The sequence below is a fragment of the Methylobacterium sp. Leaf88 genome, assembly GCF_001422795.1.
Taxonomy (GTDB): Bacteria; Pseudomonadota; Alphaproteobacteria; order Rhizobiales; family Beijerinckiaceae; genus Methylobacterium.
In genome coordinates this window covers 1-17,940 of the sequence record NZ_LMMK01000011.1, presented here as the reverse complement: position 1 = coordinate 17,940, position 17,940 = coordinate 1, and the positions used below count along the sequence as shown (strand labels likewise).

14 protein-coding genes are annotated in these 17,940 nt (G+C 72.5%); 6 read left to right on the top strand and 8 right to left on the bottom strand.

The genetic code is table 11. The features are described from left to right. The first annotated feature begins 37 nt into the window (after positions 1 to 37). The 3 genes from cysG (at position 38) to ASF20_RS06000 (ending at position 3,224) form a co-directional block, all read left to right on the top strand. On the top strand, positions 38 to 1,531 hold the full coding sequence (cysG, locus tag ASF20_RS06010) for a siroheme synthase CysG (RefSeq protein WP_056213575.1): 1,494 nt from the start codon (positions 38 to 40) through the stop codon (positions 1,529 to 1,531). A 106-nt stretch (positions 1,532 to 1,637) separates the two neighbouring features. Then, the gene (locus tag ASF20_RS06005; RefSeq protein ID WP_056271995.1) at positions 1,638 to 2,219 is read left to right on the top strand and encodes an SCO family protein; all 582 of its coding nucleotides are present in this window, start codon (positions 1,638 to 1,640) and stop codon (positions 2,217 to 2,219) included. A gap of 120 nt (positions 2,220 to 2,339) precedes the next feature. Further along, on the top strand, positions 2,340 to 3,224 hold the full coding sequence (locus ASF20_RS06000) for a dihydrodipicolinate synthase family protein (RefSeq protein ID WP_056271992.1): 885 nt from the start codon (positions 2,340 to 2,342) through the stop codon (positions 3,222 to 3,224). Between the two features lie 12 nt (positions 3,225 to 3,236). On the opposite strand, the gene ASF20_RS05995 is transcribed toward ASF20_RS06000, so the two are convergent. Continuing rightward, entirely contained in the window at positions 3,237 to 5,108 is a 1,872-nt protein-coding gene (locus ASF20_RS05995; RefSeq protein ID WP_244476340.1) for a glycosyltransferase family 2 protein, read from the bottom strand. Between the two features lie 150 nt (positions 5,109 to 5,258). Between ASF20_RS05995 and ASF20_RS05990 the strand changes: the two genes are divergently transcribed. Beyond that, the gene (locus ASF20_RS05990; protein WP_056272134.1) at positions 5,259 to 6,077 is read left to right on the top strand and encodes a transporter substrate-binding domain-containing protein; all 819 of its coding nucleotides are present in this window, start codon (positions 5,259 to 5,261) and stop codon (positions 6,075 to 6,077) included. A gap of 93 nt (positions 6,078 to 6,170) precedes the next feature. Then, positions 6,171 to 6,974: a glutathione S-transferase family protein gene (locus tag ASF20_RS05985; RefSeq protein ID WP_056271989.1), complete on the top strand. Its 804-nt coding sequence runs from the start codon at positions 6,171 to 6,173 to the stop codon at positions 6,972 to 6,974. 7 nt (positions 6,975 to 6,981) lie between these two features. Here the strand turns inward: ASF20_RS05985 and ASF20_RS05980 are convergent, their stop codons facing one another. After that, the gene (locus ASF20_RS05980) at positions 6,982 to 8,196 is read right to left on the bottom strand and encodes an MFS transporter (protein ID WP_156647982.1); all 1,215 of its coding nucleotides are present in this window, start codon (positions 8,194 to 8,196) and stop codon (positions 6,982 to 6,984) included. 561 nt (positions 8,197 to 8,757) lie between these two features. Between ASF20_RS05980 and ASF20_RS05975 the strand changes: the two genes are divergently transcribed. Further along, positions 8,758 to 10,431, top strand: coding sequence for a lysine--tRNA ligase (locus ASF20_RS05975; RefSeq protein ID WP_056271987.1), 1,674 nt, complete (start codon positions 8,758 to 8,760; stop codon positions 10,429 to 10,431). Positions 10,432 to 10,774: 343 nt separating this feature from the next. Here the strand turns inward: ASF20_RS05975 and ASF20_RS05970 are convergent, their stop codons facing one another. The 6 genes from ASF20_RS05970 to ASF20_RS05945 form a co-directional block, all read right to left on the bottom strand. Beyond that, positions 10,775 to 11,629 carry an SDR family oxidoreductase gene (locus tag ASF20_RS05970; RefSeq protein WP_056271984.1) on the bottom strand — a complete coding sequence of 285 codons (855 nt, stop codon included), beginning with the start codon at positions 11,627 to 11,629 and terminating at the stop codon, positions 10,775 to 10,777. 10 nt (positions 11,630 to 11,639) lie between these two features. After that, on the bottom strand, positions 11,640 to 11,819 hold the full coding sequence (locus ASF20_RS05965) for a DUF1328 domain-containing protein (RefSeq protein WP_056213599.1): 180 nt from the start codon (positions 11,817 to 11,819) through the stop codon (positions 11,640 to 11,642). 59 nt (positions 11,820 to 11,878) lie between these two features. Further along, positions 11,879 to 13,216 carry a chloride channel protein gene (locus ASF20_RS05960; protein WP_056272128.1) on the bottom strand — a complete coding sequence of 446 codons (1,338 nt, stop codon included), beginning with the start codon at positions 13,214 to 13,216 and terminating at the stop codon, positions 11,879 to 11,881. 160 nt (positions 13,217 to 13,376) lie between these two features. Continuing rightward, on the bottom strand, positions 13,377 to 14,777 hold the full coding sequence (locus ASF20_RS05955) for a deoxyribodipyrimidine photo-lyase (protein WP_056271981.1): 1,401 nt from the start codon (positions 14,775 to 14,777) through the stop codon (positions 13,377 to 13,379). A 419-nt stretch (positions 14,778 to 15,196) separates the two neighbouring features. Then, the gene (locus ASF20_RS05950; RefSeq protein ID WP_056271979.1) at positions 15,197 to 16,309 is read right to left on the bottom strand and encodes a TRAP transporter substrate-binding protein; all 1,113 of its coding nucleotides are present in this window, start codon (positions 16,307 to 16,309) and stop codon (positions 15,197 to 15,199) included. A gap of 182 nt (positions 16,310 to 16,491) precedes the next feature. Then, complete coding sequence (locus ASF20_RS05945; RefSeq protein ID WP_056213606.1) at positions 16,492 to 17,625, bottom strand: branched-chain amino acid ABC transporter substrate-binding protein; 1,134 nt, start codon at positions 17,623 to 17,625, stop codon at positions 16,492 to 16,494. Positions 17,626 to 17,940: the final 315 nt, after the last annotated feature.

Here is a 17,940-nt window from a genome sequence, read left to right as displayed (position 1 = left end):
TCACTTTCGGCCGAATCGACACCCATCTCCGAGCCTCATGAGCACGCCCCGCATCCCCCGTGAAACCCGGCCCGCCGGCACCGAATCAACGCGCGGCGGAGCCCCGGCCGGCCTGGAGCCCTTGGCCGTCCTGCCGGTCTTCGTGCCGCTGCAGGGCAAGCGCGCGGTGCTGGCCGGCTCCAATGGCGGTGCGCCCTGGAAGGTGAAGCTGCTCGCCGCCGCCGGGGCCCACGTGGACGTCTATGCGCCCGAGCCCAGCGACGAGCTGCGCGCGGTGCCGGGCGAGATCGTCGCGGGCTCCGTCACCCTGCACGAGCGCCAGTGGCACGCCGACGACCTTGCGGGGTCCGCCTTCTGCATCGGCGCCATGGAGGACGAGGACGACTGTATCGCCTTCGTGGCCGCCGCCCGGGCGACCGGCGCCATCGTCAACGCGGTCGACCGGCCGCATCTCTGCGACGTGAAGTTCGGCGCCATCGTCAACCGCTCGCCCATGGTGGTGGGCATCTCGACAGAGGGCGCCGCCCCGGTCTTCGGCCAGACCGTGCGGGCCCGGATCGAGGGCATGCTGCCGCGCGGGTTCAAGGCCTGGATCGGCGCCGCCCGCGACTGGCGCGAGGAGGTCACGAGCCGCTTCCACGGCTTCTCGGACCGCCGCGCCTTCTGGGAGCGTTTCACGGATCGGGCCTTCGCGGAGCCCGACCGGGTGCCGACGGACCGGGACCTCGCCGAGCTCCTGGGGCAGACCGAGGCCGCGCCGAAGGGCGGGGCCGTGACCCTCGTCGGCGCCGGCCCGGGGGACGCCGAGCTCCTCACCCTCAAGGCCCTGCGCGCTTTGCGCAACGCCGACGTCATCCTGTACGACGATCTCGTGGCGCCGGAGATCCTCGACTATGCCCGCCGCGAGGCCCGCACCATGCTGGTGGGCAAGACCGGGCACGGCCCGTCCTGCCGGCAGGACGACATCAACGCGCTGATGGTGCAGCTCGCCAAGTCCGGCAAGCAGGTGGTCCGCCTGAAATCCGGCGACCCCCTGGTGTTCGGCCGGGCCGGTGAGGAGATCGATGCCTGCCGGGCCGCCGGCATTCCCGTCAGCGTGGTGCCGGGCGTCTCCGCGGCGCAAGGGGCGGCGGCCTCGCTCTGCGTCTCGCTCACCCACCGCGACGCGGCGCGACGGCTGCAATACGTCACCGGTCACGACCGGCGCGGGGCCCTGCCCGAGGACCTGAACTGGGGCGCGCTGGCCGATCCGAGCGTCACCACCGTGGTCTACATGCCCAAGAAGACCCTCGGGGTGCTGCTGGAGCGGGCGATCGCCGAGGGCCTCGCCCCCGCGACTCCGGCCCTTCTCGTCTTCAACGCCACCCGCCCGAACCAGCAGGTGGTGGAGGGCACGGCCCAGGATCTCGCGACCCGGGTCGAGGCCGCCGGCCTCGACGGTCCGGCGCTTCTCATGGTGGGCGACGCCCTGCGCCGCGGGGACGCCGAGGCGGCGATCGCCGCGATCGAACCGGACAAGCTCGCCATCTGAGGCAGGCCCAGCCGGGCGACGTTTGGTGGCGACGGTTTGGTGGATTGCCCGGGGGCGGCGCCTGTGGTCTGAAGCCGCCACATCCCTGGATCGCAAGGCCGTTCCCATGCGTCGCACGCTCCTGCCCCTCCTCGCCTTCGCGATCGGCCTCGTGGGGCTCTGCGTCGCGGCCTTCGTGGTGCTGGCGCCCAAGACCCAGGAGGGCGGGACGAGCAGTGTCGGCGGCCCCTTCATCCTGACCAACCAGGACGGGCAGCGCGTCACCGAGCGCGATTATGCGGGCCGGACGCATCTCGTGTTCTTCGGCTTCACCCACTGCCCCGACGTGTGCCCGACCACGCTGCAGCAGATCGGCGACGTGCTCCAGGCCCTCGGACCGAAGGGCCAGGACGTGCGCGCCCTGTTCATCGCCGTCGATCCCGAGCGCGACACGCCCGCGGCCCTGAAGACCTACCTGGCGAGCTTCGACCCGCGCATCGTCGGCCTGACCGGCTCGCCGGAGGAGGTGAGCGCGGCGGTGAAGGCCTACCGGGCCTATGTCCGCAAGGTGCCGACCAAGGACGGCGACTACACGATGGAGCACACCGCCCTGGTCTACGTGATGAACGGCCAGAACCGCTTCCTCAACGCGCTCAATCTCGCCCGCCCGCCCCAGGAGGCGGCGGCCGAGCTCGCCAAGATGCTTTAGGTACGCAGGTGCTGTAGGCACGAGGCTGTCAGGATCGCGTGGCGCCGCGGGGCGCCGGGCCGTCGACCCTGACGACGACGGGGGCCGGTGCCTCCCCGAAGCGTCCGCCCCGGAGCGACCATGACCGTCCTGTCGGCCTTCCCGATCACACCCTCGAACGCCGACGGCCAGGTGGACCTCGGCGCCTTGCAGGCTCTCCTGCAACCCCTGGTCGCGGCCGGGGTCGGCTCGATCGGCCTGCTGGGCAGTACCGGCACCTATCCGTTCCTGGCGCGCCACCAGCGCCGCCGGGCCGTGGAGGCCGCCGTCGCGGCGGTGGCGGGCCGCGTACCGGTCCTCGTCGGGGTCGGCGCCCTGCGCACCGACGAGGCGGTGCGGATGGCCCAGGACGCCAAGGGCGCCGGGGCCGAGGGCGGGCTCCTGGCGGCGATGTCCTACACGCCGCTCACCGAGGATGAGGTCTTCGTGCATTGCGAGACGGTGGCGCGGGAATCCGGCCTGCCGCTCTGCCTCTACGACAATCCGGGCACCACCCATTTCCGGTTCACCCCGGCCCTCGTCGGCCGCCTCGCCCGGGTTCCGGGCATCGTCGCGATCAAGAGCCCGGCGCCGGAGCCGGGCGGGGCGGCGGAGCATCTCGGCGCGCTGCGCGCGGTGGTGCCGGCCGGGTTCTCTCTCGGCTACAGCGGCGACTGGAACGCGCTCGCGGCCCTGCTGGCGGGGGGCGAGGCCTGGTACAGCGTCGTCGCCGGGCTGTTCCCGCGGCCCGCCCTGGCGATCGTCCGGGCCGTCGAGGCCGGCGACACCGCCGAGGCGCAGCGCCTGAACGCCCGGCTCGAGCCGCTCTGGGCGCTGTTCCGGACCCATTCGAGCCTGCGGGTGATCTATGCCTGCGCCGATCTCCTCGGCCTCTGTCGCGCGGCCCCGCCCCGGCCGATCCTGCCGTTGGAGGGGGAGGCGCGCCGGCGGGTGGCCGACACCCTCGCGGCGCTGGAGCTCGGCTGAGCCGGACCGCCCTCACTGCGGGCGCAGCGCGCCGGTGCGGGAGGTGCGGGCGAGGCCGTGCTCGGTCTTGTTCCAGCGGTTCGGTGCGCGGACGAGCTCGTACAGCCCCGACCAGGCGGCGAGGCTGATGAGCAGGAAGTAGACCGGCATCCCCGGCACGGTGGTCAGGAGGTCGAACCAGCCGCGCCGGACGCAGCCGAGGGCCGCCGGCAGCAGCATGGCGAGCAATCCGGCGACGAACAGGGTGACGGAGGCGCCGGTGGGGAGGTTCGCCCAGAACCCGCCCTGGGCCGGGGACCCGTTCCACGCGAAGGCCGCGAAGTCGTAGGCCGCCCGGCCCATCAGGAACGGGTAGGCGAGGGCGGAGATCACCGTCCCGGGCACCAGAGCGACGGCGCAGAGGGTGCCGAGGGGGCCCAGCTGCCGAAGCGTCCGGCGGGGCGCGCGGGCATGGGTGAGGCTGGTCTGCAGGAATCCCTTCATCCAGCGGGTGCGCTGGTGGAGCCAGGGCCGGACCGCGCGCGGCGCCTCCTCCAGGGTGTCGCTGCGCAGGTCGCCCACGCGGTAGCCCGCCCGCGCCAGGCGGATGCCGAGGTCGGCATCCTCGGTGACGTTCCACGCGTCCCAGCCGTGGAGTTCGCGCAGGACGCCGGTGCGAAAATGCGTCGAGGTGCCCCCGAGGGGAATCGGCACGCGCCAGGAGGCGAGGGCCGGGATCAGGACGTCGAAGAGGGCGGCGTACTCGATGGCGAAGCAGCGCGTCAGGCGTCCGTCGTCCATGTTGTCGATGACGAGGCGGCCCTGGAGGCAGGCCGTGATGCGGGAGGCGCGGGCGAAGCGGGTGGCCGCCGCGCGGAGCTGACCCGGGTCGGGCACGTCCTCGGCGTCGTAGACCACGAGGCAGGCCCCGCGGGCCAGGGGCAGGGCGGCGTTGAGGGCGCGCGGCTTGGTCCGAGGCAGGCCCGCCGGCACCCGGACGATCTCGAACCGGGCCGGAAGCGCCGCCGTCGCTAGGGCCGCGTCGGTCTCGCGGTCGTCGGCCTCGATCACCAGCTTGATGTCGAGCTTGGCCGCCGGGTAGTCGAAGCGCGACAGGGCCGCCACGAGCCATGGCACGACCGGAGCCTCGCGGTGCAGCGCCACCAGCACCGTGTAGACCGGCAGGGCAGTGTCCGGCAGCGCCGCCTCGGGCGGCCGGTCCGCCTCGACGCTGACGGCGGCGATGCGGACCGTGACCATGACGAGGAAGCCGAGCTGCATCAGGGTCCAGGCGCCGACCAGCACGGGGGCGGGGAGGAACGCCGCGGCGATGCCGACGGCCCCGAGAACGAGGCCCGCGATGGCGAGGTGCGGCCCCTGCGTGTCCGCCCCCAGCGCCCAGTCGGGCCGGTGGCGCTGGAGCGTATCGGCGGCGGCGGCCGCGATGCCCACCGGGTTGGCGGCGAACGCCGCCGCCTGCAGGGCCCGCGGCGTGGTGATGGCCGCGCGCGTACCCGTCCGCAGCAGCGCAGCGATGGCGGCCCCGCGCGGGGCGCGGACCGTGGCGGGACCCGGGGCCATCAGGGGCGCGACCCCGGCCACGAGGCTGTCGGGATAGCGGGTGCCCTCGCCGAGGCGCAGGTCGCCGGCCAGGAACGGGACGCCGAGGGCGGCTGCGAGGCCGCGGTAATAGGCCTCCTCGGTGATCAGGTCGGCGTGAATCAGGGCCGCGGCGGCATCGGTGCCGCAGGTCCGCGCCAGAGCGGCGGCCCGCGCCAGGCGGCCCGCATCGAAGCCCTGGCGCGCGAGGAACGCGATCTCGGGCGGCAGGGGTTCGGGCGGCAAGGGGTCAGACAGCAGGGGCGCGGTCCGGCCGTCGGGGGTGCTGAAACCGCGAAGCGACACCGTGCGCGACCTCCCGGCGGCCCGTGGATGTGCTAGGGGAGGGCCGTGAGCCAGTCCGTTTCCACGCGCAACCCACGCGCCACGATTGCAACTTCCGCGTTTGCCGGCCGAAAGGCAAGGCGGCGTCGGGGCCGGGCGGCGGCTTGTGCACTGGCGGCGGCCGTGTACGGCCTCGGCTCCGCTCCGGCGGCCCGTGCCGAGGGCGTGACGATCCCCAACTTCTGGAACCCGCGCGCCCGCCAGGAGCGCATGGAAACCCAGCCGAGCGCGCGCACGGTCCGCTTCCTCACCGACGACGACTTCCCGCCCCTGCACTTCGCCGGCCCCGACGGCACGCCCACCGGCTTCGTGGTGGAGCTCGCCCGCGCGGTCTGCGAGCGCCTGGCCATGACCTGCACGGTTCAGGCCCGGCGCTTCGACACCCTCCTCGACGCCCTGGCCGAACGGCAGGGGGACGTGGTCGCCGCGGCGATCCCCCTGACGCCGGCCCTGCGCGCCCGCTTCCTCGCCACGCGACCCTATTTCCGCTGGCCGGCCCGCTTCGCCGCCCGCACCGACAAGGGCCTCCCCGCCCCCTCGGCGACCGCCCTGGCGGATCGGAGCGTCGGCGTGGTCGGCGGCACCGCCCACGCGGCCTATCTGAAGGCGTTCTTCCCCAAGGCCGCCGCCAAGGACTTCACCGACCTCGCCACCGCCGAGGGCGCCCTGCGCCGGGGCGAGGTCGACTACGTCTTCGCCGACGGCCTCAACCTCGCCCTCTGGATCGGCGGCGTCGAGGCCGCGGGCTGCTGCGCCTTCACGGGCGGCGACTACCTCGAGAACCGCTACTTCGGCGAGGGCATCGGCCTCGTCACCCGCTCCGACGACCCGGCCCTGTCGCGGGCGCTCGACGACGCGCTCCAGCGCCTCTGGGACGAGGGGAAATACGCCGAGCTGTACCTGCGGTTCTTCCCGGTGAGCCCGTTCTAGGAACCGGCGCGCCGATCCCGCAGCCCGGCCCTCTGCCCGAGGCGACCGGGCGTTGAGGCGGGCCGCATCCCGCGCACCGAGGAGCCTTCCACCATGCTGCTCTACGAGCACCCGCTCTCGTCCTACGCCCAGAAGATCAAGATCGCGCTGCGCGAGAAGGGCGTGCCGTTCACGGCGGAGCTTCCCGAGAGCTTCGGCACGGGACGGGACGCGGGGCCCTTCGCGGCCGCCAATCCCCGCACCGAGGTGCCGGTGCTCCTCGACGGGGACGTGACGCTGTTCGAATCCACGGTGATCCTCGAATACGTCGAGGAGCGCTGGCCGGAGCCGCCCCTGCTGCCGGCCGAGCCCGCGGCGCGGGCCTTCGCACGGCTCACCGAGGAGGTCTGCGACACCCAGTACGAGGCGGTGAACTGGGGGTTCGGCGAGGTGCTGTGGTTCCGCCGGGCCACCGGAGACCTCGCCGCGCACCTGCGCGCCCAGGCGGCGGCGCAGACGGCGGTGCTCCAGGGCTGGCTGTCGGAGCGCCTCGGCGCGGCCGCGTGGTTCGGCGGTGCGGGCTTCGGCTGGGCCGACGCGGCGGCGGCCCCGATGGTCAACCGCTCGGTGCATTACGGCCTCGGGCCGGCGCCGGGGACCCCGCTCGCCCGCTGGCACGCCCGGGTGAGTGCGCGCCCCGCGGTGGCGGCGACCTTCGCCGAGTTCGACGCGGCCGCCGCCCAGATGGCCGAGGCCCCCGACATCTACACTTCCGGCGGACGCCGCCGCGAATACCGCGACCATCGCCTCGATTGGATGATCCGGTCGGGCGGCATCGAGGTCGTGCTCGCCGGCCTGCGCGACGGCAACGTCCGCTTCTCCTGGCCGGCCCCCCTGGCCGAACCCGTCCCCGGGTGATCGCCCCTCAGAGGCGCAGGCGCCCGGCACCGGCCGCGACCGCGAGCAGGAGGGCGGCCACCGCGAGGAAGGCCAGGGTCAGGCTGGTGGCATGGGCGAGGAGCCCGATCGCGGCGGGGCCGGCGAGCACCCCGGCATAGCCCAGCGTGGTCACGGCCGGGATCGCGAGGGCGGCGGGCACGGTCTCCTGCCGGCCGGCGGCGGTGAACAGCACCGGCACGATGTTGGCGCAGCCCGCCCCCACCAGGGCGTAGCCGAGGAGCGTCGCCGGCCAGAGCGGCACCGCCGTCGCGAGGCCGAGCCCGGCGGCGGCTAGGAGCGCGCCCAGGACGACGATGCGGCGGCGGCCGATCCGGCGCACGAGGGCGTCGCCGGTGAGGCGGCCCGCCGTCATGGTCAGCGAGAAGGCCGCGTAGCCGAGGCCGGCCCAGGCCGGATCGAGGCCGCGCTCCTGGATCAGGAAGACGCCGCTCCAGTCGAGGGCCGAGCCCTCCGTGAGGAAGACCACGAAGCACAGGAGCCCGATGCCGAGCACGGGGCCGCGCGGCAGGGCGAAGGCCGGGCCGCCGGGCCCCTCCGCCACCGCCGGCAGGATGCCGGGCAGGGCCACGAGGAAGGCGGCCGCGATGCCGGTGACCACCCCCAGGGTCGCGGCCGCCGGCGTCAGGCCGAGGCTCAAGAGCGCGCTGAAGCCGGCGGCCCCCAGGATGCAGCCGAGGCTGTAGAGGCCGTGGAAGCCCGACATCATCGGGCGCTCCGCCCGGCGCTCCACCGCCACCGCCTGAAGGTTCATGAGGCAGTCGAGCAGGCCGAGGCCGATGCCGAGGCCGGTGAGGGCGGCGGCGAGGACAGGCAGGCCGGGGGCGCGGGAGAGCACCATCAGGGCCGTTCCGGTGACGAACACAGCGACCGCCAGCACGGGGCGGGTGCCGAAGCGACCCGCCAGGGCGCCCGCCACCGGCATGGTGGCCAGGGAGCCGATGCCGAGGCAGAGGAGGAGCAGGCCCAGCGTACCGTCATCGAGGCTCGCTCGCGCCTTCACGAGGGGCACCAGGGGCGCCCAGGCCGCGACGCCGAAGCCGACGATGAGGAACAGGAGCCGGGTGGCGCGCGTCTCGGCGGGGCGGGCCGCCCGCGCGATCGCGCGAAGCGCGGCGGGTGCGGCCCGCGTGATCTTCGATCTCGCCGGGACGGAGCGTGCGGACAGGGAACGGGGAGACATGGAGCGCGCGGGCATGGAGCGGACCGACATGGAGCCTTTCGGGTGCGCCGGACGGGGCCGTGCAACGGAACGGGACGGTGTCTCGCAGACACCCGCGGCGATGGTGTGAAGCCGGACGGCGCCGGGAACACGTCAGACCCGCGGCCGGTGCATCGGCCGCTGCGCCCGCCACCGCCGTTGCGCGGCCCGGCGGGAACGAAGGCGCAGGACCTGCGGGATCCTGTCGCCACCGCGGTCGTCAGCGCCCGCCGTCGGGTGCCCGTCTCGAGTCCGTCGGAATGCCGCTGCCGGCATCGAGGTTCGCGTCGACGCAGCTCCGGCCGGGAGGGGGGAGGGCGTCAGGTGCGACAGCACGGCAAGCCCGAGGGGACACGGGCGCGGCATGAGACGCTCGGGACCGGAATCCGGCGGAGCGCCGTCAGACCGCACACGGTTTCGACCACGTTTCCAGGGCCGGATGCCAGTCGATCGATCCGCGTTGACCCTCCGGGTCGCCCTCCCTACGGTGCCGGCCTTCGCGATCTTCCGTTCCCCCATCCTTGCAGAACTGACGCTGTCCCCATGCCGTCCCCGCTTCCCTCCGACCCCGATCTCATCGCGGCGGCCGCCACCGCCGCGGCCTGGCCCTTCGAGGAGGCGCGCAAGCTCGTGGCGCGGCTGGAACGCCGCCCGAAATCGGAAGTCCTCTTCGAGACCGGCTACGGACCCTCGGGCCTGCCGCATATCGGCACCTTCGGTGAGGTCGCGCGGACCTCGATGGTGCGCCACGCCTTCCGGGTCCTCACCAACGACAGCGTGCCGACCCGGCTGATCGCCTTCTCGGACGACATGGACGGCCTGCGGAAGGTGCCGGACAACGTGCCGAACAAGCCCCTGCTGATCGGTGCCCTGAACCAGCCCCTGACCCGCGTCCCGGACCCGTTCGGCACCCATGACAGCTTCGGCGCGCACAACAACGCCGAGTTGCGCCGCTTCCTCGACGCCTTCGGCTTCGACTACGAGTTCCGCTCGGCGACCGAATGCTACCGTTCGGGCGTGTTCGACACGGCCCTCCTCACGGTGCTGGAGCGCTACGACGCCGTGATGGCGATCATGCTGCCGTCGCTGCGGGCCGAGCGCTCCGCGAGCTACTCGCCGTTCCTGCCCATCCACCCGGTGACGGGGGAGGTGATGCAGGTGGCCATCGACGAGGTCCGGGTCTCGGCCGGGACCCTGGTCTGGCGCGACCCCAAGACCGGCGAGGGGTACGAGACTCCGGTGACCGGCGGGCACGCCAAGCTGCAGTGGAAGCCCGACTGGGCGATGCGGTGGGTGGCCCTCGGCATCGACTACGAGATGGCCGGCAAGGACCTGATCGATTCCGTCAAGCTCTCCGGCGAGATCGCCAGGGCGTTGGGCGGCGAACCGCCGGAGGGGTTCAACTACGAACTCTTCCTCGACAAGGACGGCAAGAAGATCTCGAAGTCGAAGGGCAACGGCCTCTCGATCGACGAGTGGCTCGTCTACGGCACGGCCGACAGCCTGGCGCTGTTCATGTACAACAAGCCGCGCGAGGCCAAGCGCCTGTTCGTCGAGATGATCCCGCGCCAAGTCGACGACTATCTGAGCTTCCTGGAGAAGTTCCCGGGCCAGGAGCCGGCCCAGAAGCTCGGCAACCCGGTCTGGCACCTGCATGCCGGGCATCCGCCGGCGGCCGAGGCGGTCGGCAAGGGGGGGGCCCTCACCTTCGCCATGCTCCTCAACCTCGCGGCGGTGGCCAACACCGAGGACCCGGCCGTGCTGTGGGGCTTCATCCGCCGCTACGACCCGGATGTGGGGCCGGAGACCCACCCCGTCCTCGCCCGCCTCGTCGGCCACGCGCTGGCCTACTTCCGGGACCTGGTGCGCCCGGCCAAGACCTACCGGGCGGCCACCGAGGCGGAGCGGGCGGCCCTGGAGGATCTCGCGCAGACCCTCGCGGCGCACGAGGGCTCCGTCGATCCGGAGGGCCTGCAGGCGGTGGTCTACGAGGTCGGGCGCCGACACTTTCCCGACCTGTCGGGCAAGGCCAAGAGCCCGGACGGGCGCCCCGGCGTGTCGCAGGCCTGGTTCACCACGATCTACAACGTGCTGTTCGGTGAGGCGCGCGGCCCGCGATTCGGCTCGTTCATCGCCCTCTACGGAGTCGCCGAGACGCGGGCGCTGATCGCCCAGGCCCTGTCCGGCGCCTTCCTGGCAGACGCCCCGGCCGCCTGACGCGGACGATCCTGCGTCGTCTCCCGGGAGCGGCGCAGAATAATGTCTGCGTCTCGAGGTGCGATTGCGCACAATTGTGCTTGTCGGCGCGTCCCGGGGCGGATAGAACGCCCTTCCACTGGACAGAAAAAAAGGCCGCCCCGGTGAGGGAGCGGCCCGAAGTCTAGGGAGGAAACGCCCAAGAAGGGCACACCGCGGCGACGCCATCGCCGCGGTGCATGGCGATCAGATGCCATCTCGCACCGCACCATGCAATTGCTTCCGTGAGGGAGCGGGCATGCGCCCAGTGCATGAAAACGATTTCAGACACTCCTGTCGTCGGGAGTGAGGGCGGCCTTCGCCGTCAGCTGCCGGTCGGATCCTCCAGGCCGAGCTGCGCCAGGCTGAAGGCCCAGACCTGTTCCTGAAGCGCCGTGTCCCGGCCTCGGGCCGAGGGCGCCACCGGCGCGCACCGGTCGAAATAGAGACCCGTGCGGCCTTCGACCGCGGGCGCGGTGGCGAGGTACAGGGAAGTCGCCGCGCCGTCCGCGGGCTTCGTCATGAACGGGCGGATCAGACGCCAGCCGAGGCCGAACCAACCGCCGGTCTCCGACGCGAAGCCGCTGGCGATGACGCCGGGATGGAGAGCGTTGCTGGTGACGCCGGTGCCTGCGAGCCGCCGTGCCAGGGCCGCACTGAACAGCACGTTGCCGAGTTTGGCCTGGGAATAGGCGGCGATCGCGCTGTAGCGCCGCGCATGGCCGATATCGTCGAAGGCGATGCGACCACGCCGATGCGCCGTCGAGGCCACGTTGACGATGCGGGCCGGCGCACCGGCCTTCAGGTGATCGAGGAGGGCGAGGCTGAGCTGGAGATAGGCGAGGTGATCCAGCGCCCAGGTCCGCTCGATGCCATCCGTCGTGGTGGCGTAGCGGTCGAAGATCGCCCCGGCGTTGTTCACCAGCACGTCGAGGCGCGGATAGAGCGCCCGGACCTCCGCGGCGAGGCGGCGGATCTCGGCCTGGCTCGACAGGTCGGCGACGAAGCCGTCGACCCGGGCTCCCGGCACCGCTCCACGGATCTGCTCGGCCGTGCGGCCGGTGCGGCCGGCATCCCGGCCCACGAGCCCGACCCGGAACCCCGCCCGGGCCAGCCCGAGCGCTGTCTCGGTGCCGATCCCGGAGGTGGCGCCGGTGACGAGGGCGATCCGGCCGGTCACGGACGCCGCCCTAGAACACCGCCTGCCCGATGGCGAAGGCGACGACCACGATGACGATGGCCACAACCAAGAACAGGCCGAACAGGATCCGGGCCAGGGAGCCGGCGCCCGAAGCGATTCCGGTGAAGCCGAGGCCGCCCGCGATGAGGGAGATCACGAAACAGATGAGGGCCCATTTCAACAGGGTCATGCGCAACACTCCAGCTCGCGGAACCGACCGATAACCACCTGGGGACGCAAGCGTTCCGCTCAAGCTCGGCTGTTTTGCGCGGCGTGTCCGGGGGGCGCCGGCCCGGCCGGGCGGGCCTCGGTTACGGCACGCTCCAGGAGGATGTGCGCCAGGGCATGATAGAGCCCCTCGCGGCAGACCGCCTTCGAGACGGCGTCGGCGATGAGCGCCGCCACCATGAGGGGGATCATCAGGGCGTGGTCCTGGGTCATCTCGGTGACGATGACGAAGGCGGTGATCGGTGCCTGCAGGGCTCCCGTCAGGTAGGCGACCATGCCGAGGAGCACGAGGGCGGCCACCGGCACGCCGGAGAACCAGCCCTGCAGGGCGGCGCCGAGGCCGGCCCCGACGCTGAGGGAGGGCGCGAACAGGCCGCCGGGAATGCCGCTGATCGCCGAGAGCAGCGACGCGGCGAACTTGAGGGGCGCGAAGTCCGGATGGGACGCCGCGGTGCCGTGCAGGAGGGCGCGCGCCTCCTCGTAGCCGGTGCCGTAGATCGTTCCGCCCGAGGCGAGGCCGCACAGGGCGACCCCGAGGCCGCAGGCCGCCGCGAAGGCGACGGGACGGGCGGCGATGGCGGCCCCGAGACGCCCGGGCAGGCCGCGGGCGAACAGGATCACGATACGGGCGAACCCGCCGCCGGCCAGCCCCCCCAGCGCCCCGATCACCGGCACGGCGATCCAGCCCGGCCCGAACGGCAGGGTGGCGCTCGACGTGCCGAAATAGGTGTAGTTGCCGGTGAGCGCCATGGCGGTGAGCCCGGCCGCCACGATGGCGGCGACGATCAGTCCGCCGGTGCGGGCCTCGTAGGCCCGGCCGAGTTCCTCGATCCCGAACACGATGCCGGCGAGCGGCGTGTTGAAGGCCGCCGCCACCCCGGCCGCACCGCCGGCGAGGATCAGCCCCGGCACGCGTTCCGGCGTGAGGTGGCCGGCGGCCGCCATGATCGCGGCCCCGACCTGCACCGTCGGCCCCTCGCGCCCGGTGGAGGCGCCGAACAGCAGGCCGAGGCTCATCACCACGATCTTGCCCGCCGCGACCCGGAGGGAGACGAGGGCCCGGCGCAGGGCGAGATGGCCGGTCTGGCGCGCCGCGATCACCTGGGGGATGCCGGATCCCTGGGCGTTCGGGAAGACCTCGCGGGCGAGCCAGGCGCAGAGGGCGAAGCCGAAGGGCGTCAGGGCGAGGGCCACCAGGGGCGAGACGCTTAGCACCTGCCGGAACGCGCCCTGGGCGGCATCGGCGAGACCCGCCATCAGGACGGCGGCGAGCCCGACGCCGATGCCGCCGACGAGGAACAGGAGGCGGTGGCGCCACAGCCCGAACGCGTCGCGGGTGGCCCCGCGCAGGCGCCGCATGCGCGGGGCCACCCCGGACCGGACCTTGGCGTGCAGCACCTTCACGCGCAGCACCTGGGCAGGACGGGTTCGGGGCATGCGATCCGGGGCTCGGGCGGGCGGGCGGGTCAGGGGCGGGGGGTCGGGAGGAGCTCAGGCAAGGCGCGTACCCCGCGGGGCCCTAAGCCTTGTCCCCCGCCTCCGCCCGGCAGAGGTCTTCGACGGTCCGGAGATAGGCCTTGGCGTCGAATTTCCGCAGGGAATTCTCGCTCTGGTAGCGCACCGTCCCGAAGATCTTGCGACGGGCCCAGGGCCGGTCGTGCAGGCCGTAGACCCAGGCGACGTTGGTGAAGGAGTTCGGGTCGCGTCCGTCGAGGAAGTAGCGGTTGTTGAGCCGCAACGTGCGAGCGAAGCCCTCCTCGGGGGTGGGCGACCATTCGAGGATCTTCTTGCCCCAGTACATGCGCAGGTGATTGTGCATGTAGCCGGTCTCGCGCATCTCGGCCTGGGCGGCGTTCCAGTAGACGTCGTGCGTCCGTCCCTCCGCGAGCTCGGTCTCGGTATAGGTCTTCGGCCGGGCGTCGTCGGCATGTTCGGCCAGGACCTTGCGGGCCCATTCGGGAACGGCGCGCTCGTAGCGGTCGTAGCCGTCCGTGTAGTGGACGTGGTTCATCGCCAGTTCCCGGCGGATGACGACCTCCTCGACGTAGGACGCCTTGTCCTCGGCCCCGCCCGCCTTGGCGGCCCGAACCGCCAGCACGATCTCCACCGGCGAGATCTGCCCGAAATGCAGGTAGGGGCTCATGTGGGAGGCCGCCCCGGCCTCCGGCCGGTTGCGGTCGCTGCCGTAATCGGCGAACGGGCCCGCGAGATAGGCCTTGAGGCGCCGGCGCGCCTCGGTCTCCCCCCCGGTGAAGCGCCGCACCGGTCCGACCGCACGGTCGAGGCTCATGCCGGCCAGCACCTTGGCCGGGTCGGCGATGTCGACCTCCGATGTCGGCAGGCCGCGCCCGGCCGGATGCTTCACCCTCCGGGCGGTCAGGGGCGCGACGTAGTCGTCGAGGTGCTTGTGCAGCTTCGGGCGCAGGGTGCGGGCGGCGTATTCGTGCTTGGGCGAGGTGACCTCCACCGGCACCACGACGTCCCCCTCCACCTGCACGATCCGGGTGTCGACGGCCGCGACGATCTCGTCGTACCAGCGCTTCTGGATCGCGAGGTAGCCCCGGTCGAGGACCAGGAGGGCGGCGTCCCTGGCCAGATCGATGGCGACCCGGGCGGGGGAGGCCTTGCGCAGGCAGAAGCCGATGCCACGGGCCTCGAGACCGGACGCCGCATCGGCGAGTCCCTGGAGCAGGAAGGCGTAGTGCCGGGCATTGGCTTCCGGAAAGCCGTTCTTGCCGTCGAGCAGCCCGAAGCCGGCGAGCACCGGCAGGCCGAGCCGGTTGGCCTCCTCGATCGCAAGCTCGAGCGCCGGATTCCCGTGGGCCCGATTCGCCTGCTGCAGCAGGTAGAGCACGTAGCGCCCCGCCGCCCGAGGCTCGGCCTCCTTCAGGATCCGAATCCGTCCCGCCTGAATCGCCATCGTCGCTCATCGCCTCCTGGTGCTCGTCACGAAAGATCGGGCCGCCGCCCATCGCGACGCCCCAGGCAGAAAGGGCCGCCCCGACCGAATCGACCCCGGAGAATGCGGCATAGGGCCGTGCGAAAACTGAATTCGAACAGCCCTTTAATGTCGCTTCACTTGAGTCTTCCCCCTCCCGGGGTCATGAGAATTTGCGGCGTCTCGGGTGCGTCATTTTGGATACAGAAATCGGGCAATGTGTTCCGGAGCACGAAAAGCGACACGGATACTGCCCTATCCGCCTTGCAATTCCGCGTGGGAGGATCAGATTGTGCATTGCGGGACCGCGATGGCGTCGCGGTCCCGCTGCCCTCCTTGGGCGTTTCCTCCCTAGACTTCGGGCCGCTCTTCGGAGCGGCCTTTTTTCTGTCCCGACCGTCCTAGCCACGCGCACGGGCCCGGATCATGAAGTTGTCGTAGGTGTACTCCGCCACCTGGAACCAGAGGTATTCCTCGTTCCGGAACGTCTTCATCGCCTCGTGGATGCGCTTGAAGTCGGCGTTCTTGGCGCCGATCTCGGCATAGACGTCGTTGGCGGCCTTCAGGGCCAGCTCCATCACCTCCTGCGGGAACGGACGCAGCTGCGCACCGGCCGCCACGAGGCGGCGCAGGGCGCGGGGGTTGCGCGCATCGTACTTGGCCTGCACGTCGGCATGGACCTGGGCGGCGGCCGCCTGGAGGACTGCCCGGTAGCTCTTGGGCAGTCCCTTCCAGGCCTCGGCCTGGATCCAGAGGTGCAGCGTCGAGGCGCCCTCCCAGAAGCCGGGGTAGTGATACGTCGGGGCCACCTTCTGCAGCCCGAGCTTCTCGTCGTCGTAGGGGCCGATCCACTCGGCGGCGTCGATCGCCTTGGCCTCGAGGGCGGCGTAGAGGTCCGGTCCCGGGGTGGCCTGCGGTACCACCCCGAGCTTGGCCAGAACCTGCCCGCCGAGGCCACCGATCCGCATCTTCAGGCCCTGGAGGTCCGCCTGCGCCTTGATCTCGCGACGGAACCAGCCGCCCATCTGCGCGCCGGTATTGCCGGCCGGCAGGGCGACGAGCCCGTGCCTGGCGAAGATCTCCCCGAACAGGTCGGCGGCACCGCCCTGGAGCCACCAGGCACTCTGGCCGCGCGCGTTCAGGCCGAAGGGCAGGGCGGTGGCCAGGGCGAAGGTCGGATCCTTGGCGAGCCCCAGGGTCGCCGGTCCGTAGCCCATCTCGACGGTGCCGGCGGCCACGGCATCGAGGAGGCCCTCGGCGGGCACCGGCTCGCCGGGCCCCGAGGGCTGGATCTGGAAACGGCCGTCGGTGGCCTCCGCGACGATGCGGGCGAGCTGGTCGGTCGCGCCGAACAGGATGTCGAGGTTCTTGGGGAAGGCGCAAGCCAGTCGCCAGCGCAGATCAGGCGTCGCCTCGGCCCGGGCGGGGCGCGCCAGGAGGGTCGCCGCGCCACCGAGGCCCGCGGAGAGGAGAGCACGGCGCCCGGTGGTCGGGCGCGCGGAGGATGGGGGCATGACGCCTCGCTGAGAGATCTCGAATCGTCCTGTTGCGGCGCGTCGCGGCCGACCCGCGGCCCGAAGGTCCGCCGTTCACGAACGGCGAAGGGCCGGAAACGATCCCGAAACGGGCGGAGGCCCCGCGCCGGCGGACCGGACGGCGCGCAAGCCCAGGGGGGCTGCGCCCGATCGGGCGCCCGTTACTTGGCGTACGTGAAGGCGCCGTCGTTCCAGACGTAGAGGACATAGCCCTGAGCGGTGACGTCCCCCTTGCCGTCGAACCCCACCGGGCCGAGCACGAGATCGAAGCGCTCCGCGTGCAGGGTGGCGGCGATCCGCTTCGAGTCCGCCGTGTGCGCGAAGTTGCCGGCCGCCACGAGGGCCTGGAGGGCGGCGTAGCCGTAGATCGTCGATCCTTCGGGCTCGACCCCCTCGGCCTTGAAGGCCGCGACCACGGCAGCGGCCTCCGGCTTGCGGCGGGGATCGAGGTAGAAGGTCATCAGCACGCCGTTGCTGGCCGGCCCGGCGATGGTGGCGAATTCCTGGGTGGCGATGGCCGAGGTCCCGAACCATTGCGGCTTGAAGCCACGCTCCGCGGAGATCCGCACGAGGCGGCCCATCTCGCGGGCGTCCCCGCCGTAATACGCCACCGCGATCCCGGCCTCCTTCAGCCGGTCGGCGAGGGCCGCATCATCGGCATCGCCCGCCGCGAAGGCGGTGGCGATGGCCTCGTTGATGCCGATCCGGTTGAGGTTTTCCTTCGTGGCGGCGGCGAGGTTGCGCGAACCCGGCGTCAGGTCGTTGAGGATGGCGATCTTCTTCTCGCGGAATCGCTCGGCCAGTACGGTGGCCGAGAGCTTGGCCTGATCGTCGTCGCGCCCGCAGACCCGGAAGATCGTCGGCAGACCCCGATCGGTGAGCTTGGCGGCCACGGAGGCGGCGGTGATCATCACCGTGCCGTTGGCGGCGTAGACCTCGGAGGCCGCCAGCGATGCGTTCGAGCAGACGTGGCCGACCACGAGCCGCACGCCCTGGGTCGCGTAGTGGTTGGCCACCGCCACGGCCTTGTTGGAATCGCAGGCATCGTCCTGCACGTCGAGCACGATGGTCTGACCGTCGAGCCCGCCCTTGGCATTGGCATCGCGGGCCGCGGCCTGGACCCCGCGCAGGACCTGCTCGCCGACGGCCACGTAGGCGCCCGAGCGCGGGACGGCGACGCCGATCACCACGTCGGCCCGGGCCGGTGCGGCGCCGAGGATCGCGGCGGCGAGGACCAGGCTGCCAGCCAAGCCGCCGGCGCGCCCAAAGCGCCGGGCCGCGCGTCTGAACCTCATCCCGCCCCGTCTCACGCCTCGGTCGACCTCGCTTACAGATAGAGGCGGATCGGCCAGCCGCCAAGGTTCGGCGCGTGCACCGGGTCCACGGCCCGGTGCCTCCCGGCATCGCTCGGGCCTGGGCGACCCGTGCGCGATGCCGCGCCAGAACGCAAGGGGGACCTTCGGCGCGGGCGTGAGTCGCAGACGCGGCACGTCCGCATCGGGGCGCACACCTTACCGGGCCGTCGCGTAGACCGAGGCGCCGGCGGTGACCGGTGCGGTGACGGTTGAGAAGACGGAGAGGACCTTCTGGACCTCGGTGAAGGGGGCGTT